At 62.7% G+C, this 25,011-nt stretch carries 28 protein-coding genes and 2 tRNA genes; 16 read left to right on the top strand and 14 right to left on the bottom strand.

Translation table 11 applies throughout. The annotated features are described in order from the left end of the window. The 6 genes from OUY36_RS13675 (at position 1) to OUY36_RS13650 (ending at position 6,173) form a co-directional block, all read left to right on the top strand. Positions 1-441 (top strand): hypothetical protein, encoded by a 441-nt coding sequence (locus tag OUY36_RS13675; RefSeq protein ID WP_267934740.1) that lies wholly within the window; start codon positions 1-3, stop codon positions 439-441. A gap of 152 nt (positions 442-593) precedes the next feature. Further along, positions 594-890, top strand: a complete 297-nt coding sequence (gene fliT, locus OUY36_RS13670; protein WP_110776534.1) for a flagellar protein FliT — start codon at positions 594-596, stop codon at positions 888-890. A gap of 385 nt (positions 891-1,275) precedes the next feature. Then, positions 1,276-2,742, top strand: coding sequence for a sigma-54 dependent transcriptional regulator (locus OUY36_RS13665; RefSeq protein ID WP_267934738.1), 1,467 nt, complete (start codon positions 1,276-1,278; stop codon positions 2,740-2,742). A 136-nt stretch (positions 2,743-2,878) separates the two neighbouring features. Further along, positions 2,879-4,063, top strand: a complete 1,185-nt coding sequence (locus OUY36_RS13660; RefSeq protein WP_267934736.1) for a sensor histidine kinase — start codon at positions 2,879-2,881, stop codon at positions 4,061-4,063. 2 nt (positions 4,064-4,065) lie between these two features. After that, positions 4,066-5,460, top strand: a complete 1,395-nt coding sequence (locus tag OUY36_RS13655; RefSeq protein WP_110776537.1) for a sigma-54-dependent transcriptional regulator — start codon at positions 4,066-4,068, stop codon at positions 5,458-5,460. Between the two features lie 53 nt (positions 5,461-5,513). Beyond that, positions 5,514-6,173: a thiopurine S-methyltransferase gene (locus OUY36_RS13650; protein ID WP_110776538.1), complete on the top strand. Its 660-nt coding sequence runs from the start codon at positions 5,514-5,516 to the stop codon at positions 6,171-6,173. Between the two features lie 19 nt (positions 6,174-6,192). On the opposite strand, the gene OUY36_RS13645 is transcribed toward OUY36_RS13650, so the two are convergent. The 4 genes from OUY36_RS13645 to OUY36_RS13630 all read right to left on the bottom strand — a co-directional run bounded on the left by OUY36_RS13645 (position 6,193) and on the right by OUY36_RS13630 (position 9,567). After that, a complete protein-coding gene (locus tag OUY36_RS13645) occupies positions 6,193-6,837 on the bottom strand; it encodes a DUF2959 domain-containing protein (protein WP_063539815.1) in 645 nt (214 codons plus the stop codon). 83 nt (positions 6,838-6,920) lie between these two features. Then, positions 6,921-7,793: a protease HtpX gene (htpX, locus tag OUY36_RS13640; protein WP_063539814.1), complete on the bottom strand. Its 873-nt coding sequence runs from the start codon at positions 7,791-7,793 to the stop codon at positions 6,921-6,923. A gap of 97 nt (positions 7,794-7,890) precedes the next feature. Beyond that, on the bottom strand, positions 7,891-8,352 hold the full coding sequence (locus OUY36_RS13635; protein WP_267934732.1) for a hypothetical protein: 462 nt from the start codon (positions 8,350-8,352) through the stop codon (positions 7,891-7,893). 3 nt (positions 8,353-8,355) lie between these two features. Next, a complete protein-coding gene (locus tag OUY36_RS13630) occupies positions 8,356-9,567 on the bottom strand; it encodes a pyridoxal phosphate-dependent aminotransferase (protein WP_063539812.1) in 1,212 nt (403 codons plus the stop codon). A 269-nt stretch (positions 9,568-9,836) separates the two neighbouring features. Here OUY36_RS13630 and msrB point away from each other — a divergent pair, with 269 nt between their 5' ends. The 3 genes from msrB (at position 9,837) to OUY36_RS13615 (ending at position 11,711) form a co-directional block, all read left to right on the top strand. Next, on the top strand, positions 9,837-10,235 hold the full coding sequence (gene msrB / locus OUY36_RS13625; RefSeq protein ID WP_267934729.1) for a peptide-methionine (R)-S-oxide reductase MsrB: 399 nt from the start codon (positions 9,837-9,839) through the stop codon (positions 10,233-10,235). Positions 10,236-10,251: 16 nt separating this feature from the next. Further along, positions 10,252-10,734, top strand: a complete 483-nt coding sequence (locus OUY36_RS13620; RefSeq protein ID WP_267934727.1) for a glutathione peroxidase — start codon at positions 10,252-10,254, stop codon at positions 10,732-10,734. A gap of 86 nt (positions 10,735-10,820) precedes the next feature. After that, positions 10,821-11,711 carry an ATP-binding protein gene (locus tag OUY36_RS13615; protein ID WP_267934725.1) on the top strand — a complete coding sequence of 297 codons (891 nt, stop codon included), beginning with the start codon at positions 10,821-10,823 and terminating at the stop codon, positions 11,709-11,711. 70 nt (positions 11,712-11,781) lie between these two features. Here the strand turns inward: OUY36_RS13615 and OUY36_RS13610 are convergent, their stop codons facing one another. Together OUY36_RS13610 and OUY36_RS13605 are read right to left on the bottom strand one after the other, a co-directional pair. Continuing rightward, the gene (locus OUY36_RS13610; protein ID WP_102840224.1) at positions 11,782-12,462 is read right to left on the bottom strand and encodes a glutathione S-transferase family protein; all 681 of its coding nucleotides are present in this window, start codon (positions 12,460-12,462) and stop codon (positions 11,782-11,784) included. Positions 12,463-12,522: 60 nt separating this feature from the next. Next, on the bottom strand, positions 12,523-13,278 hold the full coding sequence (locus tag OUY36_RS13605) for a hypothetical protein (RefSeq protein WP_152481441.1): 756 nt from the start codon (positions 13,276-13,278) through the stop codon (positions 12,523-12,525). 229 nt (positions 13,279-13,507) lie between these two features. Here OUY36_RS13605 and OUY36_RS13600 point away from each other — a divergent pair. Together OUY36_RS13600 and OUY36_RS13595 are read left to right on the top strand one after the other, a co-directional pair. After that, positions 13,508-13,583, top strand: a tRNA-Glu gene (locus OUY36_RS13600). Positions 13,584-13,600: 17 nt separating this feature from the next. Next, a tRNA-Gly gene (locus tag OUY36_RS13595) sits at positions 13,601-13,676 on the top strand. Positions 13,677-13,850: 174 nt separating this feature from the next. Here the strand turns inward: OUY36_RS13595 and OUY36_RS13590 are convergent. Then, on the bottom strand, positions 13,851-14,141 hold the full coding sequence (locus OUY36_RS13590) for a metal-sensing transcriptional repressor (protein ID WP_267934723.1): 291 nt from the start codon (positions 14,139-14,141) through the stop codon (positions 13,851-13,853). Between the two features lie 187 nt (positions 14,142-14,328). Between OUY36_RS13590 and OUY36_RS13585 the strand changes: the two genes are divergently transcribed. The 4 genes from OUY36_RS13585 to OUY36_RS13570 are packed head-to-tail and all read left to right on the top strand — an operon-like array spanning position 14,329 to position 15,710. Then, positions 14,329-14,646, top strand: coding sequence for an ArsR/SmtB family transcription factor (locus tag OUY36_RS13585; RefSeq protein ID WP_267934721.1), 318 nt, complete (start codon positions 14,329-14,331; stop codon positions 14,644-14,646). Next, positions 14,643-15,077, top strand: coding sequence for a YeeE/YedE family protein (locus tag OUY36_RS13580; protein ID WP_267934719.1), 435 nt, complete (start codon positions 14,643-14,645; stop codon positions 15,075-15,077). The genes OUY36_RS13585 and OUY36_RS13580 overlap by 4 nt, the downstream gene beginning before the upstream one ends. Before the next feature lie 2 nt (positions 15,078-15,079). Further along, a complete protein-coding gene (locus OUY36_RS13575) occupies positions 15,080-15,499 on the top strand; it encodes a YeeE/YedE family protein (protein ID WP_267934717.1) in 420 nt (139 codons plus the stop codon). 13 nt (positions 15,500-15,512) lie between these two features. Further along, positions 15,513-15,710: a YgaP family membrane protein gene (locus OUY36_RS13570; protein WP_267934714.1), complete on the top strand. Its 198-nt coding sequence runs from the start codon at positions 15,513-15,515 to the stop codon at positions 15,708-15,710. 73 nt (positions 15,711-15,783) lie between these two features. Here the strand turns inward: OUY36_RS13570 and OUY36_RS13565 are convergent, their stop codons facing one another. From OUY36_RS13565 to OUY36_RS13535, 7 genes are all read right to left on the bottom strand, one after another. Beyond that, on the bottom strand, positions 15,784-16,164 hold the full coding sequence (locus OUY36_RS13565) for a rhodanese-like domain-containing protein (protein ID WP_063539802.1): 381 nt from the start codon (positions 16,162-16,164) through the stop codon (positions 15,784-15,786). After that, complete coding sequence (locus tag OUY36_RS13560; protein ID WP_267934712.1) at positions 16,161-17,936, bottom strand: SulP family inorganic anion transporter; 1,776 nt, start codon at positions 17,934-17,936, stop codon at positions 16,161-16,163. The genes OUY36_RS13565 and OUY36_RS13560 overlap by 4 nt, the downstream gene beginning before the upstream one ends. Beyond that, positions 17,933-19,681, bottom strand: a complete 1,749-nt coding sequence (locus OUY36_RS13555; RefSeq protein WP_267934710.1) for a bifunctional protein tyrosine phosphatase family protein/NAD(P)/FAD-dependent oxidoreductase — start codon at positions 19,679-19,681, stop codon at positions 17,933-17,935. The genes OUY36_RS13560 and OUY36_RS13555 overlap by 4 nt, the downstream gene beginning before the upstream one ends. Positions 19,682-19,702: 21 nt before the next feature. Continuing rightward, positions 19,703-20,566, bottom strand: coding sequence for an MBL fold metallo-hydrolase (locus OUY36_RS13550; RefSeq protein ID WP_267934708.1), 864 nt, complete (start codon positions 20,564-20,566; stop codon positions 19,703-19,705). A gap of 161 nt (positions 20,567-20,727) precedes the next feature. Continuing rightward, on the bottom strand, positions 20,728-21,459 hold the full coding sequence (locus OUY36_RS13545; RefSeq protein ID WP_267934706.1) for an ABC transporter ATP-binding protein: 732 nt from the start codon (positions 21,457-21,459) through the stop codon (positions 20,728-20,730). Further along, complete coding sequence (locus OUY36_RS13540; RefSeq protein ID WP_267934704.1) at positions 21,452-22,672, bottom strand: ABC transporter permease; 1,221 nt, start codon at positions 22,670-22,672, stop codon at positions 21,452-21,454. Before OUY36_RS13540 ends, OUY36_RS13545 begins: the two co-directional genes overlap by 8 nt. A gap of 5 nt (positions 22,673-22,677) precedes the next feature. Beyond that, entirely contained in the window at positions 22,678-23,862 is a 1,185-nt protein-coding gene (locus OUY36_RS13535; RefSeq protein WP_267934701.1) for an efflux RND transporter periplasmic adaptor subunit, read from the bottom strand. 212 nt (positions 23,863-24,074) lie between these two features. On the opposite strand from OUY36_RS13535, the gene OUY36_RS13530 reads away from it, so the two are divergent. Beyond that, a complete protein-coding gene (locus OUY36_RS13530; RefSeq protein WP_063539796.1) occupies positions 24,075-25,007 on the top strand; it encodes a ZIP family metal transporter in 933 nt (310 codons plus the stop codon). The last annotated feature ends 4 nt before the right edge of the window (positions 25,008-25,011 follow it).

Below are 25,011 nucleotides of genomic sequence, written 5' to 3'. Positions count from 1 at the left end.
ATGACTGCGAAACCAACCCCCGGTCGCCGCGCGTTCCGGACTACCTGGCAACACGCCGTGCTGGTGGGGTTGAGCGTGTTGCTCGGCGCTTGCGCGGGAACCCCCTACGAGTCGAGCCCTCAGCCGCCCGCGGCGAAGCCGGTACCGCGAGGCCCCGAGCCGAGTGCACCGGTCATTTCGCCGCCACCGATCAAGGCGCCGCCTGCACCGCGCGCGCCGACGACCCAGAAAAGCCATCCTCGTTATGCGCCGCCGCCGCATGTTGCGGCGCACTGGGATAACCGGCTCGGGGTGTACGTCGTCGAAGGACGCGAGCTGTACTATCGCGAGCGTCTTTACTATCGCTGGGATGGGGATTGGTTCTGTGCCGGCCAGCCTGATGGACCCTGGGAGCCAGTGGCGCCGCCAAGTGTCCCGCCGGGCTTGCGCAACCGCCACTGAATCTCTCGGTCGCGGTAGCGTCGGTATAGTTTTTGGCGACCCGGTCTAAAGGCCGTCGAGGGGTGGCCGATATAGCTGGAGCACCGTTGGTGAATACCTCTCAGCTGGTTCGGCATAAGCCGTCGTATCGGGCACAGCCCCCGGAGTCGAGCATGAACGCTTCCGTCAAACGCCTTGAAGAAACTGGTTCTGCTTTGCGCGACGCGCTTAGCCAGCAGGATTGGGCGGCGATCAGTATGCTCGACCGGGAATGCCGCAATGCCGTCGACGACGTGATGAAGGACTCGGAGCGCGACAACGTTGTGCTTCGCCAGCGCCTCCAGGAGCTACTTGAGCTCTACCGCGAAATGGTCAGCACCTGTCAGGTCGAGCAGCGGCGGATTGCCGGCGAGCTGCGGCAGCTGAACCAATCGCAGCAAGGCGCGAAGGTGTATCAGCTGTTCGGCTGAACCGCGGCATGTGCTCTGCTGGGGTGCATGCCTGCTTGCGGCGTGTCCAAGTGTCTGGGATGCCAATAGCGGCCCCATCAAAGCATTACAAAGTGTGTGGCATTATGTCGCCACGCCTTTTCCGCATAGCTCAGTTCTGTCGGCTACTGTCGCGTAGTTGACGTCTAATCACGCTAACGTGTGTCTAACATTCCCTCTCTGCTGTAACTCTTCGCACAAAGCGCCGATTTTCCGCTTGTTCTTTGGTCGTTATTTCACGCCATAAATTTGACTCAGTTCATTTTTTCATTAATCTAGCTTCCATCTGCCATAAATGTGATCGCCTTTATTTCCATGGATGCGAGCGCAGGCTTTCTTTTCAGCCTCTTAGAGCCCTATAAACAAGATGTGGCGTGAAACCAAAATTTTGTTGATAGACGATGATCGAGACCGCCGCCGAGACCTGGCGGTCATCCTGAACTTCCTCAGCGAAGATCATCTGGCTTGTTCCAGTAGCGAGTGGCAGGAGGCGGTTGCTGGCCTGGAGTCCAGTCGTGCTGTTATCGGTGTCTTGCTCGGCGATGTCAGTACTCGTGGGGGGGCGGTCGAGCTGATCAAACAGATGGGCAAGTGGGACGAGAATGTTCCCTTGATGCTCATTGGCGAGCCAGCACCGGCTGACTGGCCGGAAGAGATACGCCGTCGGGTGCTGACCAGCCTGGAGATGCCACCCAGCTATAACAAGCTGCTCGATTCCCTGCACCGCGCGCAGATCTATCGGGAGATGTACGATCAGGCCAAATCCCGAGGCCGGCAGCGTGAGCCGAATCTGTTTCGCAGCCTGGTCGGTACCAGTCGCGCGGTACAGCATGTCCGGCAAATGATGCAGCAGGTCGCCGACACCGAGGCAAGCGTGCTCATCCTCGGTGAGTCCGGAACCGGCAAGGAAGTCGTCGCGCGCAATCTGCATTACCACTCCAAGCGTCGGCAGGGCCCGTTCGTTCCCGTCAACTGTGGTGCGATTCCCGCAGAGCTTCTCGAGAGCGAACTGTTCGGTCACGAAAAAGGCGCCTTTACCGGAGCCATTACGGCTCGTTCAGGGCGTTTCGAGCTGGCCGAGGGCGGAACCCTGTTCCTCGATGAGATCGGTGACATGCCGCTGCCGATGCAGGTCAAGCTGCTGCGCGTTCTGCAGGAGCGCACCTTCGAGCGGGTGGGTAGCAACCGTACTCAGAGCGCGGATGTGCGCATCATCGCAGCCACCCACAAGAACCTGGAAAAAATGATCGAGGAGGGGACCTTTCGCGAGGATCTCTACTATCGACTTAACGTTTTCCCAATCGAGATGGCGCCTCTGCGCGAGCGTGTCGAAGATATCCCCCTGTTGATGAACGAGCTGATCTCGCGCATGGAGCATGAGAAGCGCGGCTCCATCCGCTTCAATTCGGCTGCGATCATGTCGTTGTGCCGACATGACTGGCCGGGCAATGTTCGTGAGCTGGCCAACCTCGTCGAGCGCATGGCAATCATGCATCCCTATGGCGTTATAGGTGTGATGGAACTGCCGAAGAAATTTCGCCATGTCGACGATGATGACGAGCAATACGCCACCAGCCTCAACGAGGAAATGGAGGAGCGCGCGGCGATCAGCGCGCCTATGGTCGTCCCGGAAGCTCAGGCGATGCTGCCGGTGGAGGGACTGGATCTCAAGGAATACCTCGGCAATCTCGAGCAGGGTTTGATCCATCAGGCGTTGGAAGACGCTGGCGGCGTTGTGGCGCGTGCTGCTGAGCGCCTGCGTATTCGGCGAACCACGCTGGTGGAAAAGATGCGCAAGTACGGCATGAATCGTCGGGATGACGAGGCGGAATAGCACCTGCCAAGCCAGTCAAGGCCGCCTGATCGGGCGGCCTTTTTCATTGCAGCGTTAGCTGTCCGCTGACCTCTGATGGGCACGAAGATTGCTCGCCTCCACTCACCGACCATCTTTTGACAGGCGTGAGTGAACCTTGAAAGCTGTCACCGAGCCTTCCATCGGGCCGTGCGAGCGCAACGACGAGCGTACCCTGGCGCAGTCTTTGAGGCTGTTCGATCGGATCTCTGGCCAACTGAGCGAATCCGAGGGCCTGTTGTATACGCGGGTCGCCGAGCTTCAGGGGCGGCTGGCCGAAGCTGGCGAGCTGCGACGCCAGGAATTCGAAGAGAAGGAACGACTGGCGCAGCGGCTACGGAACGTGCTCGACCTGCTGCCGGGCGGTGTAGTCGTGATCGACGGCCAAGGCGTCGTATGTGATGCCAATCCGGTGGCGTTGGAGTTGCTTGGGGAGCCGCTAACGGGTGCTTTGTGGCGTGAGGTGATCGCGCGCAGTTTCGCACCGCGTCGCGACGACGGCCATGAGATATCCTTGCGCAGCGGGCGCCGGCTATCCATCGCCACGCGCTCGCTTAGTGGCGAGCCGGGACAGCTGGTGCTGCTGACCGATCTCACTGAAACTCGTCGCCTGCAGGATCAGCTGGCTCGCCATGAGCGGTTGTCTGCGCTAGGGCGGATGGTAGCGTCGCTTGCGCATCAGGTGCGAACGCCGCTGTCCAGTGCCCTGCTGTATGCCAGTCACCTGGAGCAGGGCGGACTCAGCGAGGAGTTGCAGCAGCGCTTCGCCGGAAATATCAAGGCGCGGTTGCACGAGCTTGAGCATCAGGTCCGCGACATGCTGGTGTTCGCGCGAGGGGACCTTCCGCTGAATGATCGGCTGAGCCCGTTCGCGTTGATGGCTGCCCTGCGCTCGGCGGCCGATAGCCAGGTTCAGGGTACTACGGTGCGTTGGCAGTGCGAAGTACGTGACGGTGAGCTGCTCTGCAATCGTGACACGCTGGTTGGCGCGCTGCTGAATCTGATCGAGAACGCGCGACAGGCCAGCAACGGCGACCTTCGCCTGAAAGTCCACTTCTATCGCCGCGCCTCGACGTTGCGCATCTGTATCAGCGACAACGGCTGCGGAATAGCCGCCGATGTCCTGGCGCGCCTCGGCGAACCCTTTTTCACTACTCGCGCGACCGGAACCGGCCTGGGGCTGGCGGTGGCACAGGCGGTTGCCCGAGCGCATCGGGGTGGGCTGCAGCTCCGATCACGCCCGGGGCGGGGCACCTGTGCCTTGCTGACGCTGCCCTTGCTCCCACGAGTCGGAACGGAGTGATCATGACTGCCAAGATTCTGCTGGTCGAGGATGATCACGCGCTGCGCGAAGCGTTGGGCGATACGCTTCAGCTGGCTGGCCACCCATATCGCGCGGTCGATTGTGCCGAGGCTGCGTTAGCTGCCCTGCAGCAGGAACCATTCGGCCTGGTGATCAGTGATGTGAATATGCCGGGCATGGACGGCCACGAGTTGCTGGCCTTGATCCGGCAGTATCACCCGCAGGTTCCGATGCTGTTGATGACCGCCTTCGGGGCTGTTGCGCGGGCCGTCGATGCCATGCGGCAGGGGGCGGCGGACTATCTGGTCAAGCCGTTCGAGCCGCAGATTCTGCTTGAGTTGGTCGATCGGCACGTCGCCGGTGTGTGCGGATCCGGGCAGGCTGACGGGCCGGTGGCATGCGAGCCAGCGAGCCAGCAGTTGCTGGGCCTTGCTTCGCGGGTTGCGCAGAGCGATTCGACGGTACTTATCTCCGGTGAATCAGGGACCGGCAAGGAGGTGCTGGCGCGCTACATCCACCAGCATTCGCCACGTGCCGGCAAACCTTTTGTCGCGATCAACTGTGCGGCGATCCCTGACAACATGCTGGAGGCGACCTTGTTCGGGCATGAGAAAGGCGCATTCACCGGCGCCATCGCCAGCCAGCCGGGGAAGTTCGAGCAGGCCGATGGCGGCACGCTGCTGCTTGACGAGATTTCCGAGATGCCCCTGGCACTGCAGGCCAAGCTGCTGCGTGTGCTGCAGGAGCGCGAGGTTGAACGGGTCGGTGCACGCAAGGCCATCGCCCTGGATATCCGCGTACTGGCGACTACCAACCGCGACCTGGCCGGCGAGGTGGCAGCGGGTCGCTTCCGTGAAGATCTGTTCTATCGACTGTCGGTGTTCCCGCTGGCCTGGCCGCCGCTGCGTCAGCGGCCGGCGGACATCCTGCCGCTGGCGGAGCGCTTGCTGGCCAATCATGCGCGCAAGATGCGCCAGCCGCCGGCGAGGCTGTCCGCGGCTGCGCAGCGTTGCCTGATCGAGTACGCCTGGCCGGGCAATGTGCGCGAGCTGGACAACGCCGTCCAGCGCGCGCTGATACTTCAGCAGGGTGGCCTGATCCAGCCTCAGGACCTGTGTCTGACGGCGCCAGGCATGCCGTCAGGCGGCGTCGCGGCTCCAGTCTCACTGCCGGCATGCGCGGAGTCCGTCCCGCCGATCGCCGAAGCGGCGTCGGCTCTGGGCGATGACCTGCGCCGCCGGGAGTTTCAGCTGATCATCGATACATTGCGTGCCGAACGTGGGCGCCGCAAGGAAACCGCCGATCGGCTAGGCATCAGCGCGCGCACCTTGCGCTACAAGCTCGCGCAGATGCGCGATGCCGGGGTCGACGTCGAGGCAGAGCTCTACACTGGCTGAGCCTCCTGTATCGCTCTGGTAAGCTGCCGCCATCACGCAATGGAGAATGGCAGGTGCACGAACAATTCTGGCAGGAGCGTTGGGCTCGCAACGAGATCGGTTTCCACCTCGACGATGTGCATCCAGGTCTGCGTCGCCACTGGCCTGCGCTCGCGCTTCCGGCAGGGGCGACAGTCCTGGTGCCGCTGTGCGGCAAGAGTCTGGACCTCGCCTGGCTGGCCGGTCAGGGGCATCGGGTTCTGGGCGTGGAGCTGAGCGAGAAGGCTGTCCAGGCATTCTTCAGCGAGCAGCGGTTGGAGCCCAGCGTATCCTGCGAGGGAGCCTTCAAGGTCTATCGCTGCGGCGCACTCGAGATCCGCTGCGGAGACTTTTTCGCGCTTGCGTCTGACGACGTCGCGGCGTGTCGAGGTGTCTATGATCGCGCCGCACTGATTGCGCTGCCGCCGGCCATGCGACAGCGCTATGCCGAGCAGTTGACCGCTATCCTGCCGGCAGCCTGCCAACAACTGCTGGTCACGTTGGATTATGAACAATCCGAGATGGATGGCCCGCCGTTCGCGGTCGATTGTCGTGAAGTGAATGCGCTCTATGCTTCGGCCTGGGAGGTCGAGCAACTGGAAGCCAAGGAAGTGCTGCAGAACAATCCGCGCATGCGTGAGCGGGGTCTGCAGCGCCTCGAAGAGCAGTTCTATCGGTTGCAGCGGCGCAAGTGAGCCGCCCGCCGCAGGCCGATCAGCCTTCGGCCTGCAGGCGGCGGATGAAGCTGTCGGCTTCGTCGATCGCGCGCTGCATGTCATTCATGAGCTGATCGACATTGCCCTGCAGCGTTCGGTACTCGCCGTGCAATGAGCTGATGGCGCGCGCGTTGAGGTTGTGCTTGAGAAACAGCACCTGATCGCGCAATACGCTCAAGACCGGCTCGATACGCTGCTCAGCTGCCTTCATGCGCTGTATCAGGCTTCGGTACTCGGCTCGGGTCCGGCTGAGCTCCTTGGCACTGGCAGCCTTCAGGCTGGCATTGCTGTACTGCTTGAGCTCGCTTTCCCATTCCTTGAACAGCGCTTCGGCGACGTCCTCGATGTCTTCGATGCGCGTGCGCACATCTTGGGCACTCGCCACGCTAGCCTCGTACTCGCGATTCAGCGCGTCGTAACGTTTCTCCAGGTCGCCGCCTTTGACCTCAACAACACTGCGGTAGCGCTCCAGCGCGTCCTTGAATTGCTCCTTGGCCTGTTGTTGCGAGTCTCTTGCATCCTCGACCCGGTCGACGAGGATGTCGCGCTTGTGGATGCCCGCCTTTTCCATTGCCGAGTAGTAGGCGCTCTGGCAGCCGGCAAGCGCGAGCAGGGCACAACAGATGAACATAAGACGGCGCATGGCGATTCCTTGTATGCGGTGACGGTCTGCATGGGACCAATGAAAAGGGCGACTTACGTCGCCCTTGGTATGTCGATGTGCTGTCAGCCGCGCTGACGCAAGGCTTCGATACGGTCTTCAAGTGGCGGGTGCGTCATGAACAGACCGGCCAGGCCATGCTTTAGCGAACCGTTGATGCCGAACGCTTTGAGTGTATCGGGCATATGCACCGGCAGGCCCTGCTCGGCGCGCAGGCGCTGCAGGGCGCCTATCATCGCAGTCGTGCCGGCCAGCTGAGCCCCTGCCTCATCGGCGCGATACTCGCGTTTGCGCGAGAACCACATGACAATGATGCTGGCGAGCAGGCCGAGTACCAGTTCGGCGAAAATCGTCGCGACGAAGTAGCCGATGCCATGGCCGTCTTCGTTCTTCAGGATCGCCTTGTCGACGAAGTTGCCGAAGATGCGTGCGAAGAACATCACGAAGGTGTTTACCACGCCCTGGATCAGCGCCAGGGTGACCATGTCGCCATTGGCAACGTGGCCGATTTCATGGGCCAGCACCGCCTTAACTTCGTCAGGAGAGAACCGCTCGAGCAGGCCCTGACTCACGGCGACCAGCGCATCGTTCCGGTTCCAGCCGGTGGCGAACGCGTTGGCCTCATAGGCTGGGAAAATACCGACTTCGGGCATCTTGATGCCGGCATCGCGGGAAAGCTGCTCGACAGTCTGCAGTAGCCACTGCTCATGACGGGTGCGCGGCTGGCTGATGATCTCGGTGCCGGTGCTCATCTTGGCCATCCACTTCGAGATGAACAGCGATATGAGCGATCCGGCGAAGCCGAACACCGCACAGAAGACCAGCAGGCTGCCGTAGTTCTGCCCCGTATAGCGATCGACCCCAAGCAACTTCAGGGTGATGCTGGCAATGACCAGGACCGCAAGGTTGGTGGCCAGGAACAAGAAAATGCGCATCATGTTGCGGCAGACTCCAGGGTAGGAATGGAAGAACGATAGGCTATATAAGGCGCGCCCTTGAGCTATTCAACCGAACGACTATTTCAAGCTATGTCGCTTACGTGCCAAGGCTGGAGTGCAGCGGCGAGCCGGGGTCATTCTCGAACAACAAGCGGGCTAGGTGGGCGATGCGTTCGCTGTGCCCGCTTTTCAGCGCGTCGCGAAGCTGGTGGGCGAGGCTGGCCTGGATGCGCAGCACGCTGGGAGGCAGCGTGCGGTCGTCCGGTGACTGCCTGGGAACTGCGCGCGTGAGCCGGATGAAGCCCTTCTCGGTAAGCACGGCCTGGTCCAGAGCCTGGAACTGGATGGTACTTTCGAAGCGCAGATAACCTTCGTCGGCGAGCCAGAGCAGGGCGCCCAGACAGCTCTGATGGCGTTTGGAGGGAAGGCCGAATTCATCCGGCTCCTCCCGCCCGATCAGGTCTTCCACGTAGAGCGCGACCTTGCGCGGAAACGCCTGGTACAACGCGAGCAGGCCGCCTGCGGCGTCCCTGTAGAAGTCGTCGATCTGCAGATCCATCGGTTACTGCTGGTACGTCTTGAGGAAGTTGCCGATGCGCCCGATGGCCTGCTCCAGATCATCGACTCGGGGCAGGGTGACCACGCGGAAGTGGTCAGGCCACGGCCAGTTGAACGCCGTTCCCTGAACAATCAGCAGCTTCTCGGCGAGCAACAGGTCGAGCACGAACTTCTCGTCGTTATGGATCGGACAGATCTTCGGGTCGATACGCGGGAATGCGTACAGCGCGCCCATGGGCTTGACGCAGCTGATGCCGGGAATGTCGTTGAGCAGCTCCCAGGTACGGTTGCGCTGTTCGAGCAGGCGACCCGGCGGCAGTACCAGATCATTGATGCTCTGATAGCCGCCGAGTGCGGTCTGGATGGCGTGCTGCGACGGCACATTGGCGCACAGGCGCATGTTGGCGAGGATGTCCAGGCCTTCGATATAGCTCTGGGCCTTGTGTTTGGGGCCGGAAATCGCCACCCAGCCCGAACGGAAGCCGGCAACGCGATAGGATTTGGACAGGCCGTTGAAGGTCAGGCAGAGCACGTCCGGCGCGAGCGAGGCGGTGGAAATATGCACCGCGTCGTCGTAGAGAATCTTGTCGTAGATCTCGTCAGAGAACAGCACCAGCTTGTGCTGGCGTGCCAGCTCCACCATGCCTTCCAGCACTTCCTTCGGATAAACCGCGCCGGTCGGGTTGTTCGGGTTGATCAGCACCAGGGCCTTGGTGTTCGGCGTGATCTTGGCCTTGATATCGGCCAGGTCTGGCCACCAGTTGGCCTGCTCGTCGCAGAGGTAGTGCACCGGTTTGCCACCGGCCAGGCTCACGGCTGCAGTCCACAGAGGATAGTCCGGTGCCGGGATCAGCACTTCGTCGCCGTTGTTGAGCAGCGCCTGCATGGACATCACGATCAGCTCGGACACGCCGTTGCCGAGGTAAATGTCCTCGATGCCGACACCTTCCACCTGCTTCTGCTGGTAGTACTGCATGATCGCCTTGCGGGCGCTGAACAGGCCTTTCGAGTCGCTGTAGCCTTGGGCCGTGGGCAGGTTGCGGATCACGTCCTGGAGGATTTCCTCCGGTGCTTCGAAACCGAACGGCGCCGGGTTGCCGATGTTCAGCTTGAGGATGCGATGGCCTTCCTCTTCCAGGCGTTTGGCGTGCTTGAGCACTGGCCCGCGGATGTCGTAACAGACATTGGCGAGCTTGTTCGATTTGCTGACCTGCATGATCCTGAGTGTCCCGAAGTGAAAACGCACCAGTTCCGAAATGACTGGTCACGTTTGGCATGAACCCGGGCGCCTTGGCAGTCGGAAACCCCGCTGCCAGACTAGGCGTCGAAGAGGGAGGCATGATACGTGCGGCCCGACCACCGGAAAAGGTACAGATCGGCCTTTTTTATATAGCGTGCTGTTGCGCTTCGTGTGCGCTCCAAACAACCGGTGCGCCAGGTCGTGGCCATGGGACGAAACGCGAACAGACCCCGAGGAGGCTACCGATGGAGAAGCTGGAAAAACCGCTCGACGCCTGGCGTGAGGAGCTGTCCGATGAGCAGTTCCAGATCTGCCGGCTCGGCGCCACCGAGCGCCCCTTCACCGGCAAGTACAACGATACCCGGACGCCGGGCGTCTACCATTGCGTCTGCTGTGATGCGCCACTGTTCGATGCCGACGCCAAGTTCGACTCCGGCTGTGGCTGGCCCAGCTATTTCCAGCCGGTAAGCGATACGGCCATTGCCAGCCTGGATGACTTCAGTCATGGCATGCATCGGATCGAGGTCAGGTGCGCTCGCTGCGACGCCCACCTGGGTCACGTCTTCCCCGATGGCCCTAAACCGACCGGTCTGCGCTATTGCATCAATTCGGCCTCGCTCGACTTGAAGCCCCGCGAAGCCTGAGCCGCAAGGAACCAGCATGCGCGATCCTCTGTTCGATATCCCCTGCGTGACCATCGACGGCGAGCAAAAGACGCTCGCTGACTTCGATGCCAAGGTACTGCTGGTGGTCAACACTGCCAGCCAATGCGGTTTCACCCCGCAGTACAAGGGGCTGGAGGAGCTCTGGCAGCGCTACGGTGGGCAAGGCCTGGTCGTGCTCGGCTTTCCGTGCAACCAGTTCGGCAGGCAGGAGCCGGACAGCGAGGCGCAGATCGCCACCTTCTGCGAGCGCCGGTTCGGTGTGTCCTTCCCCTTGTTCGCCAAGGTCGAGGTCAATGGCGGCGACGCCCATCCGCTGTTCATCGAGCTGAAGAAGCGCGCGCCCGGCCTGCTGGGCAGCAAGGCGATCAAGTGGAATTTCACCAAGTTCCTCATCGCCGATCAGGGCCGCACGGTGCGGCGCTATTCCTCGCGTACCGCGCCGCAGGCGCTGGGGGCGGATATCGAGGCGCTGCTCTGAAACAAGAGCGGCGCGGGATCGATAGCTTTTGCAGGCGTTGATGTCTGGTCCGGCTTCGGCCGGACTTTTTCTGTTTGGAGTCAATCATGGATGTCGAGTTGAAAGCCTTCCTGCTGCGTGCCGAGCAGCTGCTGGCACGTATCGAGCCGCTGCTGCCGACGCAGCCGCCGGTCATCGAGTGGGCGCATACCTTGGCGGCGCGCTGGCAGCGTGAAGGCCGCAGCGGGTATCTGGCGCCGCTCGAGGTCAATCTGGATCTGCGTCTGGACGACCTGATCGGCATCGATCGACAGCGTGATCTGCTGGCGGCCAATACCCAACAGTTCGTCGATGGCCTGCCCGCCAACCACGCTCTGCTCTGGGGCGCGCGTGGGACCGGCAAGTCCTCGCTGATTCGCGCGTTGCTGGCCGAGTACGCCGCGCTCGGGCTGCGCCTGATCGAAATCGAGCGCGATCACTTGGCGGATCTGCCGCGTGTCGTAGAGCTGCTCTCGGGGCAGCGCCAGGCCTTCGTGCTGTTCTGTGACGACCTGTCCTTCGAGGCCGGGGAGGGCGACTATCGGGTGCTCAAGAGCGTGCTCGACGGTTCCCTGGAGCGGGCACCGGAGAACGTGCTGCTATATGCCACATCGAACCGTCGGCACTTGGTGCCGGAGCGCCAGAGCGACAACGAGAACTGGCAGATGGTGGACGGCGAGCTGCACCCGAACGAGGCGGTGGAGGACAAGATCGCGTTGTCCGATCGTTTCGGCCTCTGGCTGTCGTTCTATCCGTTCAGCCAGCAGCACTACCTCAGTGTGGTGCGCCATTGGATCGATTCGCTGGCGGACAGGGCATGCTTGCAGTGGGATTGGGACGAAGCGCTGGAAAAGGATGCGATTCGCTGGGCCACCGGGCGCGGCAATCGCAACGGGCGCTGCGCCTATCAGTATGCTCGGCAATGGGTCGGCAGCAAGCTGCTGGAAAGGCGGGACTGAACAGGCGGTTTTCTGAACGCTCTGCGGTGCCTGCCGCGTCCGCGGCAGGCACCGGTCGTGGCGTGGCGACTCAGGTCGCGGCGGCCTTGCCCATCTCCTTGAGCTTGTTGTTCATGCGCTGCTCGTCCGGCAACAGGCTACTGACCGACTGTCGCTCGAGCATGCGTGCATGGTGTGCGGTCAGGCCCGGCCAGCGTTGGCCATCAAGGCTCTCGCCGCCATGTGCCATGTTGATCAACTGGCAGGTTATGGCGATATCCGCCATCGATAGCTCGTCGCCAACGAAGAAATCCCGCTGACCCAGCTGCCGCTCGAGATAGTCGAAATGCGGCGGCAATTTTTGCTGCAATGCCGCCTGCACCGCTTCCTCATTACAGGCTTGGCCTGACATCGGTTTAAGGATGCGGTTACGGAATACCGTGAACGTGGTCAGTGGTGCCAGTTCGTAGTCCGCGTATTTCTCGAGCCAGCGTATCTGACCACGTTGCTGGGCCTCATCGCCATACAGGGACGGCGTATCGGAATAGGCCTCCTCCAGGTACTGGCAGATGACGCTGGAGTCGGCGAGTGTGCAGTCTTCGCCGTCCTTGAGCGCTGGAATACGGCCCAGGGGATTGAGTTCGTAGTACCACTGGGGTGGCGTGAAAGGCATCACCGTTTCGAGCCGGTAATCGAGGCCTTTCTCGTTCAGGCAAACGCGCACTTTGCGAACGAATGGGGAGAGGGGGGCGCCAAACACGGTCAAGGACATCATTGCACTCCGCTGTGGTTGTTTGCGTGCGATCTGGCGGGCTGGGCTGCACAGACGCAATCAGTAGACATTGTTCTTCTTCCACAGGTCTTCATCGTCGAAGGCTTTCATGCCTTCGGCCAGCTCACTGGGTTCGTCTGCTTTGGGTACTTCGTTCTTCAGCACCAGCGCATTGGCGTGCTCGAGCAGCGCCTCCAACTGTTTCAGTTGGGCCTGATAGGGAGCCGGTACTGCCTGACGGCGGATATGCTGAATCCCTCGTTCGAATGCCAGGCGTGCACGTTGGGGCTGATTCTGTTGCAGCGCCAGCTTGCCCAGTCCGGTGAAGAACTCGATGTGCAGAATGGCCAACATGCGCTGGATATCCTGCACCCAGCGCTTGGCCTCTGCCTGCTCAAGCAGCCCTTCCTTGGTCGCGTGAACGATCTGGGCATGCAGATCCTCAAGCATGAAGCGGCTTTCCTTGGCCTGCGCTTCGGTGAGGATCTGTCTTGGCGGGTTGCGGACCTCGAGCGCATCACCCTTGGCCACGTCGGCGCGCAGGGCCTGGATGCGCGCAGCCAGTTTGTCGTTGCCCTTGTCCAGCGGTAGCAGGCGCTCGCTAAGGCTCAGCTCCATCCGAGTCAGCAGCAGCTTCAACGCGGGGGTAACCATCTGGCCAGGCAGACCTTCGGACAGGTTGGCGCAGCGGCGACAACGGTCAGTGAGGTCTGCGCGTTTCCGGGCTTTTTCCAGATTGTTCTTCTCGACGATCTGGATGGAGTAGACGATGAAGACGAGAACGAGCAGACCGGCCAGGACCAACCCTGTGATCATTAATGGAGACACTTGACTGTACCTCTCGAGCCGCTGGCTTTTTGCCTGAGTGTAGTGGCTTGACGGTGTGGCCGATAGCTCTGGTTGTTGGTCGAGGATGAGATGAATTTTTTTTGAAAACAATGCTTGACGGCTATTCGAGGCCTCCATAGAATGCGCGCCACTTGCAGCGTGAAGCGCCAAACGTAACACGCTGAAAGCCGGAATAAAGCAGTAGCTTCCGGGCAGCGTCCCCTTCGTCTAGTGGCCTAGGACACCGCCCTTTCACGGCGGTAACAGGGGTTCGAGTCCCCTAGGGGACGCCACTTTAGCTGCAAGTAATGCGGGAATAGCTCAGTTGGTAGAGCACGACCTTGCCAAGGTCGGGGTCGCGAGTTCGAGTCTCGTTTCCCGCTCCAAATTCGCCATGAGGTTCCATTCGGAATCTCTGGTTTGAAAAAAGCGACCTTAGGGTCGCTTTTTTCGTTTCTGCGGCGGCAAAACCAGCCCTGCCGTCGCTGCGGTGACTGGCATGGGGCGCGGAATGCACGTCCGCTCCGGCCGTTAGTGGCTCGGCGGCTGGCCGGAGCCAGTCAGGTGTACTTGGTGAAAATGCCGCGTACCCGCTCCAGCGTTTCAAACGTATCCTGCGCCTGGTCGTGAAGGGCTTCCTCGATCAGGCAGGTCAGCATCAACCGATACGCCTTGTCCAACGCGCTGCGCGCGGCTGAAAACTGCTGGGCAATCGCTTCGCAATCCTCGCCACGCCGAATCATTGCCTGAATGCCCCGGACCTGGCCTTCGACTCGCGCCAGTCGTTTCAGCATGGCCTGCTGCTGATCCTGCAGGTCTGCCGATACGACGGCAGTCGTCTGGTCGTTCATGAGATACCTCGAAAGTCTCAAAAAGGGGTAACTGCAGCGGGGCAGCTGAAGCGGAGCGCACCGACTCGCATACGGGTAGGGGCATGCTAGCGGCCCGCAACCACATGGCCAACTTCTTTTCGTACAGTGCTTGCCTAACGATATATAAAAAAATATATTGTTTTTGTCTTAACTAACCGCTCTGGCCATGACTCCCGACCTGGATATCGACAGCCTGAAAGCCAACGCGGCTTCCGCAAGCGCTTTGCTGAAAGCGTTGGCCAACCCGGATCGCCTGTTACTGCTGTGCCAGCTTTCCCAGGGCGAGCGCAGCGTGAGCGAGCTCGAGCAGCTCCTGGGTATCCAGCAGCCAACGCTGTCACAGCAGCTGGGCGTGCTGCGTCGCGAAGGGCTGGTGGCGACAAGACGCGAGGGTAAGTTGATCCATTACCGGATCAGCAGCCCGGTGGCGCTGGCGGTAATCGCCACGCTCTACCAATTATTTTGCGAGAGGGGGCAGCAATGACTGTCGATTGGGCGAACTTCACGCCGTGGACGGCGCTTGCAGGCGGTGTGCTGATTGGTGCCGCTGCCAGCCTGTTCGTATTGCTCAATGGCCGTATCGCCGGTATCAGCGGCCTGCTGGCAAGTCTTCTGGAACCGGGTGCCGAAGGTCGAGGCGAAAAGCTGTTGTTTCTGCTCGGTCTTCTGCTGGCGCCGCTCGTATGGGTGCTGTTCGGCAGGTTGCCGGTGCTGGAATTCCAATCCGGCTGGTTCGGATTGTTGATTGCCGGCTTGCTGGTAGGCGTAGGAACCCGATACGGCTCAGGCTGCACCAGCGGCCATGGGGTGTGCGGGATTTCGCGGCTATCGGCACGCTCCATCGTCGCGACTTTGGCGTTCATGGCGGCCGGCTTCGGCACCGTTTATGTCCTGCGTCATCTGCTGAGAGGCTGAATATGCGCAAACTGACTTCGTTTGCCGCTGGTTTGCTGTTCGGGCTGGGGCTGCTGCTTTCCGGGATGGCCAACCCGGCCAAGGTCATTGGCTTTCTCGATGTTGCGGGCGCGTGGGACCCCTCGCTGGCGCTGGTGATGGTTGGTGCCATAGCCACGGCCCTGGTCCCCTTCACCTGGGCGAAGCGGCGAGAGCGCTCCTTGCTCGACGCGCCGATGCGGCTACCGAGCAAGCGCGAGCTCGACGGCCGACTGATTGGTGGGAGCCTGGTGTTCGGAATTGGTTGGGGGATAGCCGGCATCTGTCCGGGGCCGGCGATCGCCGTACTGCTCAGCGGGCACTGGCAGGTCGTGCTGTTCGTACTCGCCATGCTGGGCGGAATGCTTTTGTTCTCTGCGCTGGAACGCCGGCGCACTTGCTGACCGGGAGGTCATTATGAAAGCCAACGTTGGAACCATTGATCGGACCCTGCGCATCATCGTCGGCCTTGTGCTTATCGGCCTGACCCTGGCAGGCGTAATCGGTGTTTGGGGTTGGATCGGCCTGCTGCCGCTGGCTACGGGCGTCTTCCGTTTCTGCCCAGCGTACATGCTGCTTGGCATCAAAACGTGCAAGAGCTGCAACAAGGCCTGAAATCGCACCAAACGACGCTGCAACGCAAGAAGGCCGACATTGATGTCGGCCTTCTTGCGTCTGCCCGGTTCGCTTACTCGAAACTGGGCAGGCTTGGCTTCACGACGGGTTTGTTGGCGGCGGTCCAGGCATCGAAGCCGCCGGCTATCGACCTGACGTTCAGATAGCCCATGTCTTGCAGCGATGCCGCGGCCAGGGCAGCCCGGCCGCTCGTCTTGCAGTACAACACCAGGTTCAGGTCGCGCGGCCCTAGCTCCGGTGTGCCGCTGAGCTTGAATTCCAGCAGCCCGCGGGGAATGTTGAGGGCGCCATTGATATGGCCTTCATGAAACTCGTCCGCCTCGCGTACATCGATCAGCACATCCGCGGCCTGGATCGCCGCGTCGGCGTCGGCAATGGACACCTCCTGAATTCGTGTTCTGGCCTGTTCGACGAGGTCGTGTGCGTTCTTCATCCCGCTTTCTCCTTGCTGCATAAATGATCACGCTGCCGTTCAAGCGCGTGGTGAGTGGTTTGCGGATCCAGGGCACGTAGGGCTTCGTACTGGCTGATGAAAACCTGCCCGCCGAAGTGCTCCAGGAAGTCGCTGCGTCGTAGTCGATCCATCACCGGGCCCTTTACTTCCGACAGGTGCAGCTGGATACCCGCCGTATGCAGCCGGGCGCTGATCGCCTCGAGGCTCTCCAGCGCGCTGGCGTCGATCAGGTTCACGCCAGGGCACATCAGCACCAGGTGCTCGGCCTGTGGATAGCGGCCGATCAGCTCGGCGATCCGGTCTTCCAGGTAGCGCGCATTGGGGAAGTAAAGGCTCTCGTCGACGCGCACCGATAGCACCTTGGGGCTCTGTACTACGGCGAAGCGTTCGATGTTGCGAAAGTGCTCGCTGCCCGGCAGCTGGCCGACCACCGCGACATGCGGTTGGCTGGTACGCCAGAGAAACAACAGCAACGAGAGGCCGACGCCCAGCATGATCCCGCTTTCCACGCCGACCAGCAGAACGCCTAGCATGGTGGCCGCCATGGCAGCGGCGTCCTGGCGCGAATAGCGCCAGGTCCGCTTGAGTGCAGCCAGATCCACCAGGCTGAGCACCGCGACGATGATGGTCGCCGCCAGCACCGCGTGCGGAAGGTTGTGGAAGAGCGGGGTGAACAGCAGCACGGTGATGCCGATTCCCGCTGCGGTCAGGGCTCCAGCCAATGGGGTCTGGGCACCGGCATCGAAATTGACCACGGAGCGGGCGAAGCCTCCCGTTACCGGAAAACCACCGCTCATGGCGGCAGCGATGTTGGCGCCACCGAGCGCGACCAGTTCCTGATTCGGCTCGATCTGTTCACGGCGCTTGGCCGCCAGGGTTTGCGCCACCGAGACCGATTCGACGAAGCCGACCAGGCTGATGAGCACGGCGGCCGGGAGCAGGGCCATCGCCAGCTCCAGGTCCAGCGTCGGCAGGCTCAGCGACGGCAAGCCACGCGGCACTGCGCCAACGACCCTGACGCCGGCGTCGGCCAGCCCGAGCCCGCCGACCGCTGCTATTGCCAAAAGGAGCGCCACGACCGGCCCGATCTTGGTGAGCGTGCCGGCGATATGCACGCTCATGCCCAGTTTCTGCAGCCAGCCGCCGAGTCGGCTGCGCACCAGAAAGAGAAACAGCAGGCTCAGGGTGCCAATGATGAACGTCGGCAGATGAGTGCTTGGCAGGCCCAGGATCAGCCCATGGGCAAGCTCCAGGCCATTCTCGCCGGTTACCGGGATGCCAAGGATGTGCTTGAGCTGCCCCAGGGCGATGAGAATGCCCGAGGCGCTGATGAATCCGGAGATGACCGGGTGGCTCAGGAAATTGGCGAGAAAACCCAGCCGCAGCACCGCCATTGCCAACAGTACGGCACCGGAAAGCATGGCCAGCAGCATTGCAGCCCCAGCGTATTCGGCGCTACCGACGGCGAACAGCGGCCCTAGTGCCGCCGCCGTCATCAGCGACACCACCGCTACCGGCCCCACCGCGAGCGTGCGACTGGTACCGAAAAGCGTATAGGCAATCAGCGGCAGCATGCTGGCGTACAGACCTGTCACCGGCGGCAGCCCCGCCAGCATGGCGTAGGCCAGGCTCTGCGGGATCAGCATCAGCGTCACGATCAACGCTGCGAGGCCATCCTTGGCTGCCGCCGTCCGGTCGTAGTGCTTAGCCCACGTCAGGAACGGCAGGTAGCTGGCCAGCCGCTGTTTCATCCTTTCTTCTCCTGGCCGAAATCGCAGGCGTTGAGGGCTTCGGCGGGGCGCGGCTCGAAGTCCAGGTGTTTCGGTTCGGCCAGCCACTCATGGCCCTTGAGCATCATGTCGAAATAGATCGACGGCATCCATCTGGTCTTCAGTTTCCAGGCCAGCCGGCGCGGGACCTTCGGATCGAGCGGAAAGGTGGGCAGCAGTTTTCCGCCATAGCCAAACTCGGCAAGGATCACCTTGCCCCGCTCGACGGTCAGCGGACAGGAGCCGTAACCATCGTAGATCGCCCGAGGCCCGGCGCCGCTGAGCACGCTCAGCACGTTCTCGGCCACGACCGGTGCCTGCTTGCGCACCGCTGCGGCCGTCTTGGCGTTCGGCGCGGAGCAGACGTCGCCAAGGCTGAAAATGTTGCCGAAGCGTGGATGGCGCAGGGTCTCGTGTTCGGCTTCGAACCAGCCGTCTGCTGTGCTCAGGGCACTCTGGCGGATGAATTCCGGCGCGTGCTGGGGTGGAACCAGGTGCAGCATGTCGAACTCGCGCACGACGCGCCGACTCTGGCCATTGCTGTCGACGACGTCGAACCAGGCCTTGCGAGCCGGGCCATCGACAGCGGTCAGCCGGTTGTTGAAGTTGAGCTCAGCGCCGTAGCGTTCGACATAGGCCATGAGGCCGGGCACGAAATCCGCCACGCCGAACAGCACGGCGCTGGCCGAGCAGAAGTCGACCTGGATGTCCTTCAGCACGCCCTGTCTGAGCCAGTGATCGCAGGACAGGTACATGGCCTTCTGCGGTGCGCCGGCACATTTGATCGGCATGGGCGGCTGGGTAAAGAGCGCCCGGCCATGGCGTAACTGCTGCACCAGCTGCCAGGTGTAAGGGGCGAGTTCGAAGGCGTAGTTGGAGGTCACGCCGTATTTGCCGAGACTGTCACGTGCGCCTTCGATGGCGTCCCAGTCGAGCGCCAGACCCGGACACACCACCAGCGCGCGATAGCCGATGCGACTGCCATCTTCCAGCACCACTTGCTGGTGCTCCGGTTCGAAGGCCTCAGCAGCGGCATGAATCCACTGTGCCTTGGACGGAATGCAGCGGCTCATGGCACGTTCGGTATTGGCCCGGTCGAACACGCCAGCGCCGACCAGCGTCCAGCCGGGCTGGTAGTAGTGCTGCTCGCGCGGCTCGATGACCGCGATGCGCAGGTTCGGGTCGCGCTTGAGCAGGCTTGCGGTCACCGCGCAACCGGCCGCGCCGCCGCCGATGACCAGAACATCGTAGCGGGGCGTTGCCGCGAGCCGTGACGAGGTGTTCAGCGGCTCATCCGCGGTGGATTGCCAGTACTGCTCCAGGCGCGGCAATAGCCCGCTCAGGTCGTAGTCCGCCTGCCGTGCGGTCTGCAGCAGCACCTGGGGATCCAGATGATGCGCTTCGGCCAGCGCCCAGAGCGACGCGGAGCGTGTGCCGGTCCGGCAGAATGCCAATGCCGGCCCCTTGATTCGCCCAAGCAGCGCGCGAAAGGCGGCGACATCGGCGTCGCTGATCTGCCCGGATATCACCGGCAGATGATGGTACTCCAGGCCAGAGGCCTCTGCGGCCTGCCGTATCGCTTCGCTGCTGGGCTGGCCTTCACCCTCGTTGTCCGGACGGTTGTTGATCACGCAGCGAAAGCCGCTGCCGGCCAGCAACGCCATGTCCGTCGGTTGCAACTGGGCGGCGACGGAGAGAAAAGGGGTCAGTCGCTTTATGGTTTGCATGTCGACGTCCTCCGCTTGGGGTCACAGCACGTCCAGGGGGATCTTCAGATAGCGTGTGCCGTTGCTTTCGGGCGCCGGCAGCTCGCCGCCACGCATGTTGATCTGCACCGAGGGCAGAATCAGCGTGGGCATCGCCAGGGTCGCGTCGCGCGCGGTGCGCATGTCGACGAACTGCTGCTCGCTGATGCCGCTATGAACGTGCACGTTGTGCTCGCGCTCGGCAGCGATGGTGGTTTCGTAGAGAAACTCGTCGCGTCCGGGCGCCTTGTAGTCGTGACACATGAACACCCGTGTCTCGCCCGGGAGGGCGAACAGCTTCTGGATCGAGCGGTACAGCGTCCGCGCATCGCCACCCGGAAAATCGCACCGGGCCGTACCGTAATCGGGCATGAACAGCGTATCGCCGACGAATGCGGCATCGCCGATGACGTAGGTCATGCAGGCGGGTGTGTGGCCGGGCGTGTGTATGGCGCGAGCTGGCACGTTGCCGACCTGAAAGGTTTCCTCGTCCCTAAACAGGTGGTCGAACTGGCGACCGTCGGTGGCGAACTCGGTACCGGCATTGAACAGCTTGCCGAAGGTGTTCTGTACCACAGTGATCCGGTCACCGATCGCCATACGACCGCCCAGCTGCTGTTTCAGATAGGGCGCGGCGCTGAGGTGATCGGCATGCACATGGGTTTCCAGCAGCCACTGCACCTTGAGATCCTGTTCCCGCACATAGTCGACCAGGCGCTGAGCCGTCGCATGGGAGGTGCGCCCGGATGCCGGGTCGTAATCCAGTACCGAATCGATCACGGCACACTGCCGGGTCTCGGGGTCGCTGACCACGTAGCTGTAGGTGAAAGTAGCGGGATCGAAGAAGGGTTCGACGTGGGCATTCATGGTGCTTCTCCTCTCTGTGCTCGATACCGGTAGGGGTATGGTCTCTGGGCTGATCTTAGTCCTGCATTAAGTTATATGCATAGAATTAATTGTTATTAGAGAGGCGGGCGCCATCCGTGGTGCGTATAGCTGAAGCGGCAAAGGTCGCCTGATCGACAGGCTCAGCTCGTCGCCGGGTTGGCCTGATCGCTGACGATGCGTCCATCGACCAGCTGAATCGTCCGCGCGCAGTCCGCGGCCAGGCGTGGATCATGCGTCACCACCAGCACCGCGCAGCCGAATTGGGCGTTGATGCGATGGAACAGCTCGAACACGCTTTGCGCGGTTCGCGTATCGAGGTTGCCGGTCGGCTCATCGGCCAGCAGCAGCGGCGGGCGTGTCACCAGCGCCCGGGCGATGGCGACCCGCTGCTGCTGGCCGCCGGATATCTGCGTAGGTTTCTTGTTGGCGAACGCTCCCAGCCCAACTTCGTCGAGTAGGGTACGGGCGAGGTCGATGTCCGCGCTCGATGGCTTGCCGTGGCGGATCATCAGAGGCATCAGCACGTTTTCCAGCACGCTGAACGCCGAAATCAGGTGATGGAACTGGAAGACGAAGCCAATCGCCTGGTTGCGCAGGTGGGCGCGGGCCTCGTCGTCGCTATCCCGTGTCGCCTGGCCGAGCAGGTACAGCTCGCCTGAACTGGGCGCGTCGAGCAGGCCGATCAGGTTCAGCAGCGTGCTCTTGCCCGATCCCGACGGCCCGATCAAGGCGGTCAGCTCACCGCGACACAATCGCAGATCGATGCCATGCAGCACCTCGGTTTCCAGCGCAGTGCCCACATTGAATGCCTTGCGTACCTGCTCCAGGCGCAGGACCTCGGCGGCATGGCTCTTCAGCAGCGCTTCAGACATAGCGGATCGCCACGGCGGGGTCGTAACGTGCCGCGCGCCGGGCCGGCATCGCCGCGGCCAGCACACCGGTGATGGTGGCGACAAGCATGGCCAGCGGCACCAGCGTAGGGTCGACGGGAATCTCGAACAGGCGCGGGCCGGCGAGGTTGAATACCTGCACCAGCCCCCAGCCGACTGCCCCGCCACAGGCCGAGCCAAACAGGCCGAGCACGCCGCCCTGAAGCAGGAAGACCCGCAGGATCTGTCCGCGCGGGCTGCCCATCGCCCGCAGGATGCCGATTTCGCGGGTACGCTGGACCACGCTGACCGCCAGCACGCTGGCGATGCCGAATGCCACCGAGATACCGACGAACACGCGGATCATCTCGGTGGTCATGCTCTGCGAGCTGAGCGCATTGAGCAGTTGGCCGTTGGTTTCCATCCAGCTTTCGGCACGCAGCCCGGTGAGACGCGCCAGACGCTCGGCCACCCGATCGGCCTGGAAAATGTCGGCGACCGTCGTATCGATGACCGTGATGCCGCCGGGCAGGTCGAGCAGTGTCTGCGCCTGCTTGAGGTCCAGGTAAACGTAGCGCGAATCCAGCTCGCGCACGCCAAGTTCGAAGATGCCAGCGATATCGACAACTGCCTCGCGGCCTTCACCGGCGTCCAGCCGCAGCTTGTCGCCGATACCGAGGCCGAGGTCCTTGGCCAGCTCCTTGCCGATCACCGCATTGCCTGCGCCAACCATGAATCGTCCGGCAATCAGGTCGTCGGCCAGGGGGATGATGCGCTGATAGCGCGGCGGATCAATGCCGAGCAGCGCCACCGAAGCGCGCGCCACGCCGCGCCGGGCGATGGCCGGGCCGCTGATGACCGGTGACACTGCCAGCACCTGCGCGTCCTGGTCGAGCACGTCGCGAATGTCCTGCCAGTTGATGATCGAGCGCAGACGCTGCGCCCGCGGACTTTCCAGTACCAGCGACCAGCTGTCGGGAGTGACCGGCAGGGTCCGGTTGGCCTCGTCCGGCGGGAGGATACGAATATGGGCCTGAGTGCCGAGGGTGCGCTCGATCACATTGGCTTGCAGGCCGGTGATCAGCGCCGTGATGAACACGATCACCGCAGACCCGACGGCGATCCCGAAAACGATCAGCAATGTCTGCATCCGGTTGTCGAGCAGGAAGCGCAGGGCGATCTTCCATTCGATCCATAGCGACTCGCTCAGGCGCACGGTCGTCAGTCCCGGATGCCGCTGGGAATCGGCCGTTCAGTCACCCGCACGCGCTTTCCCTCTTCGGCATCGTCGAGTAGAACCAGGTCGCCGGTGGTGAGCCCCTCGACGACCTCGCTGAGGGCAGTACCCAGCAGGCCAAGACGAACGTCGACCCGCTCGACCACACCGTCCCGAACCCGCAGCACCTGGGCGCGCGGGCCGCTGCGGGCGCGCAGGGCATCGTTGGGCAGTACCAGGGCCTGATCGCGACGACCGGTTTCGATATTGACCGATACGGTCATGCCCTGGCGCAGGAAATCGGCGGGTTGCAACAGGTCGAGATGAACATCGATGGTGCCGCGTGCCGTATCGACCGCAGGGGCGATGAAGCTGACCCGCGCCGGCAGCACACGCTCCGGGTAGGCGTCGGCAATGATGCTCGCGGCCTGGCCGAGCCGCACAGGAGCCAGGTTCTTTTCATCCAGCGGCAGCAGAATCTCGCTGCTGCCCGAGCGGGCGATACTGAGCAGCGTACGTCCAGGCTGGACCAGATCACCCGGTTCCACATCGCGGGTCTGCACGATCCCCGTTACCTGTGCGTGGATGCGTGTCTTGGCAAATGTTGCGCGCGCGGCCTCAAGGCGTTGCCGGAGGACTTGTTCCTCGCTGCCGCCTTCGGCGAGTGCCGCGGCGGCAAAACGCGCGCGGTCACGAATCACGCGGGCCGTAAGTTCCGCGCGGCGTGCCTGCTCCAGCGGTTCGGAGGCGAGCAGCTTGCGCTCGAATAATGTTTCGCGTCGCTTCAGCTCGCGGCTGGCCTGCTCCAGATTGTGCTGTGCTTCGCGCAGGGTGGCCTGTGCCTGCGGGCGGGTGGAATCGATCAGTTGCTGCAGGGCCGCTTCCGCCTCGCGCAGGCGCGCACGCTGTTCATCGTCGCGCAGCTCCAGCAGCAGATCGCCGGCCTTTACTTCATCGCCTTCGCGCACATGGCGAGCGGCAACCACACCGGTAATCTCGCTCCCCACCTGAGCCAGCGACTGACTGTCCACTTCGCCACTGGCTACCACCCGTTGCACCAGCGGTCGCGTTTCCAGCCGATAGGCAGGCACTTGCGGCCCTTGCAGCTGGCTGCGGATCAACCAGCCGCCAGCCAGCGCGAGCACGACGAGCAGTGGCCAAGCGCGGCGGAAGTTTTTGGCGACAGGCAAGACGGACCTCTCCCTGATACGGCCCGAGACGGCCATCGAAACGCCACAAGCTTACGGCCAAACGACTTGCATGAATACTGCCCGGAGTGTCGCGTTCGTGCTGCCAGGCGAGGTCCGGTACGGGCGAAGCCGATGGCCGCGTCTATCGAGGCCATAGCCTCGCTGCGGCGATGGACGGCGTACAATGGCGGCCCGCTCCCAGGATCCGCGATATGGCCACTACCGTTCAAAGCCCCGCCGCCACCCTGCGCGCCGCCTGGCTCGCACAGGCCCAGGCCAACCCCTGGATAACCTTTGGCCTCGCCGCGACCGCAGCCGCGGTTCTGCTCCTGCTGGTTGCCGGCGCCGTCAATGCGTTGCAGAGCGGCGAGGCGAGCAATGTGCGCTATGCCCTGCTTGGCGGCAGCGCGGGCTTCGTCGCAACGGCGGTCGGTGCGTTTCTGGCGATCGGTCTGCGCGACATCTCGACCCGAACGCAGGACAGCATGCTCGGCTTCGCAGCGGGGATGATGCTTGCCGCCAGTGCGTTCTCGTTGATCCTTCCGGGACTGGAGGCCGGTCGTGAGCTGTTCGGCAGCGGGCCGGCGGCTGCGCTGACCGTGGTGGTAGGCCTTGGGCTCGGCGTGTTGCTGATGCTCGGGCTGGATTACTTCACCCCGCACGAGCACGAGAGCACCGGGCCATGCGGCCCCGAGTGCGAGCGTCTGAATCGAGTCTGGCTGTTCGTTCTCGCCATTGCCCTGCACAACATCCCGGAAGGCATGGCCATCGGCGTGAGTTTCGCCAATGGCGACATGAGCGTCGGTCTGCCGCTGACCACGGCGATATCCATTCAGGACATTCCCGAAGGCCTAGCGGTGGCGCTGGCGCTGCGCACCACCGGCCTGTCGGCACTGGGCTCGGTGCTGGTGGCCGCGGCATCCGGCTTGATGGAGCCGATCGGCGCGCTGGTGGGCATCGGCATGTCCAGCGGCTTTGCCATCGCCTATCCGATCAGCCTCGGCCTTGCCGCAGGGGCGATGATTTTCGTGGTGTCCCATGAGGTGATTCCCGAGACCCACCGCAACGGCCACCAGACGCCCGCCACGCTGGGGCTGATGGTCGGGTTCGCGGTGATGATGTTCCTCGACACCGCCCTGGGCTGACGCG

The organism is Stutzerimonas sp. R40042 (assembly GCF_026642215.1).
Classification (GTDB): domain Bacteria; phylum Pseudomonadota; class Gammaproteobacteria; order Pseudomonadales; family Pseudomonadaceae; genus Stutzerimonas; species Stutzerimonas frequens.
Note: the sequence above shows the minus strand (reverse complement) of the source record. Positions and strands in the feature narration are given on the sequence as shown.

Coding starts and splice junctions, on each gene's coding strand:
- OUY36_RS13645 (WP_063539815.1), bottom strand. CDS start 6,837: ATGCGCCGTCTTATGTTCATCTGTTGTGCCCTGCTCGCGCTTGCCGGC.
- fliT (WP_110776534.1), top strand. CDS start 594: ATGAACGCTTCCGTCAAACGCCTTGAAGAAACTGGTTCTGCTTTGCGC.
- OUY36_RS13555 (WP_267934710.1), bottom strand. CDS start 19,681: ATGCAAACCATAAAGCGACTGACCCCTTTTCTCTCCGTCGCCGCCCAG.
- OUY36_RS13675 (WP_267934740.1), top strand. CDS start 1: ATGACTGCGAAACCAACCCCCGGTCGCCGCGCGTTCCGGACTACCTGG.
- OUY36_RS13585 (WP_267934721.1), top strand. CDS start 14,329: ATGACTCCCGACCTGGATATCGACAGCCTGAAAGCCAACGCGGCTTCC.
- OUY36_RS13575 (WP_267934717.1), top strand. CDS start 15,080: ATGCGCAAACTGACTTCGTTTGCCGCTGGTTTGCTGTTCGGGCTGGGG.
- OUY36_RS13550 (WP_267934708.1), bottom strand. CDS start 20,566: ATGAATGCCCACGTCGAACCCTTCTTCGATCCCGCTACTTTCACCTAC.
- OUY36_RS13560 (WP_267934712.1), bottom strand. CDS start 17,936: ATGAAACAGCGGCTGGCCAGCTACCTGCCGTTCCTGACGTGGGCTAAG.
- OUY36_RS13610 (WP_102840224.1), bottom strand. CDS start 12,462: ATGTCCTTGACCGTGTTTGGCGCCCCCCTCTCCCCATTCGTTCGCAAA.
- msrB (WP_267934729.1), top strand. CDS start 9,837: ATGGAGAAGCTGGAAAAACCGCTCGACGCCTGGCGTGAGGAGCTGTCC.
- OUY36_RS13615 (WP_267934725.1), top strand. CDS start 10,821: ATGGATGTCGAGTTGAAAGCCTTCCTGCTGCGTGCCGAGCAGCTGCTG.
- OUY36_RS13580 (WP_267934719.1), top strand. CDS start 14,643: ATGACTGTCGATTGGGCGAACTTCACGCCGTGGACGGCGCTTGCAGGC.
- OUY36_RS13655 (WP_110776537.1), top strand. CDS start 4,066: ATGACTGCCAAGATTCTGCTGGTCGAGGATGATCACGCGCTGCGCGAA.
- OUY36_RS13665 (WP_267934738.1), top strand. CDS start 1,276: ATGTGGCGTGAAACCAAAATTTTGTTGATAGACGATGATCGAGACCGC.
- OUY36_RS13530 (WP_063539796.1), top strand. CDS start 24,075: ATGGCCACTACCGTTCAAAGCCCCGCCGCCACCCTGCGCGCCGCCTGG.
- OUY36_RS13635 (WP_267934732.1), bottom strand. CDS start 8,352: ATGGATCTGCAGATCGACGACTTCTACAGGGACGCCGCAGGCGGCCTG.
- OUY36_RS13590 (WP_267934723.1), bottom strand. CDS start 14,141: ATGAACGACCAGACGACTGCCGTCGTATCGGCAGACCTGCAGGATCAG.
- OUY36_RS13605 (WP_152481441.1), bottom strand. CDS start 13,278: ATGATCACAGGGTTGGTCCTGGCCGGTCTGCTCGTTCTCGTCTTCATC.
- OUY36_RS13570 (WP_267934714.1), top strand. CDS start 15,513: ATGAAAGCCAACGTTGGAACCATTGATCGGACCCTGCGCATCATCGTC.
- OUY36_RS13620 (WP_267934727.1), top strand. CDS start 10,252: ATGCGCGATCCTCTGTTCGATATCCCCTGCGTGACCATCGACGGCGAG.
- OUY36_RS13545 (WP_267934706.1), bottom strand. CDS start 21,459: ATGTCTGAAGCGCTGCTGAAGAGCCATGCCGCCGAGGTCCTGCGCCTG.
- OUY36_RS13630 (WP_063539812.1), bottom strand. CDS start 9,567: ATGCAGGTCAGCAAATCGAACAAGCTCGCCAATGTCTGTTACGACATC.
- OUY36_RS13565 (WP_063539802.1), bottom strand. CDS start 16,164: ATGAAGAACGCACACGACCTCGTCGAACAGGCCAGAACACGAATTCAG.
- htpX (WP_063539814.1), bottom strand. CDS start 7,793: ATGATGCGCATTTTCTTGTTCCTGGCCACCAACCTTGCGGTCCTGGTC.